Origin of the sequence: Actinosynnema sp. NPDC023658, from assembly GCF_040639995.1 — a bacterium.
GTDB lineage: Bacteria > Actinomycetota > Actinomycetes > Mycobacteriales > Pseudonocardiaceae > Actinosynnema.
The window spans coordinates 1-684 of sequence record NZ_JBFAAX010001090.1; the positions used below are offsets into that span (position 1 = coordinate 1).

Genomic DNA, 684 nt, shown 5'->3' on the forward strand with positions numbered 1-684 from the left:
CCGGGCACGGCACGCTCGTCCGCGCGCTCGGCGGCACCGAGGTCACCGTCGAGAACCAGCAGCCGTCGGTCGGCGCGTCCGCCCTCCAGGCGGGCAACGTCGAGGCGCTGGCCCAGTTCGTCGCCTGGCCGGGGCAGCTGGTGTTCGCCGGGCAGGCCGAGCTGCTCTACGACGGCGCGGAGCTGGACCTCCCGACCTTGCACGGCGTGGTGGTGCGCGACCGGTTCGCCCGCGAGCGGCCGGACGTCCTCGCGGAGTTCCTGCGGGCCCAGGCCGACGCGACCCGGTACCTGCACGAGGAGCCGCTCGCCGCCGCGCACGTCGTGGCGAAGGCCACCGGTCTGCCCGTCGAGGTCGTGTACCTCTACAACGGACCGAACGGCATCGCGACGTTCGACCTGAGCCTCAAGCCGGTGCTGCGCGAGGCGTTGAAGCAGGACGTGCCGTTCCTCAAGTCCATCGGCAACATCGAGGAGCTGGACGTCGACCGGTTCATCGACGACGGCCCGCTCAGGGCCGCCGTGGGCGAGGGGACGGCGGACACCGTCAACCCGGCGCGGATCAGCGGCCGGGACACCGCGTGCGGGGTGGACGTCACCGACCCGGCGACGGCGAGCGAGGTGTGGTTCGAGGGCGAGGAGGCGCCTCGTCCCGCCGCCGACCCGACGTGCCTGATCAAGTTGG

At 73.1% G+C, this 684-nt stretch carries 1 pseudogene; it reads left to right on the forward strand.

The window, feature by feature from the left end:
• Window positions 1–684 (forward strand): annotated as a pseudogene (locus AB0G02_RS38360) (ABC transporter substrate-binding protein); the annotation flags it as partial.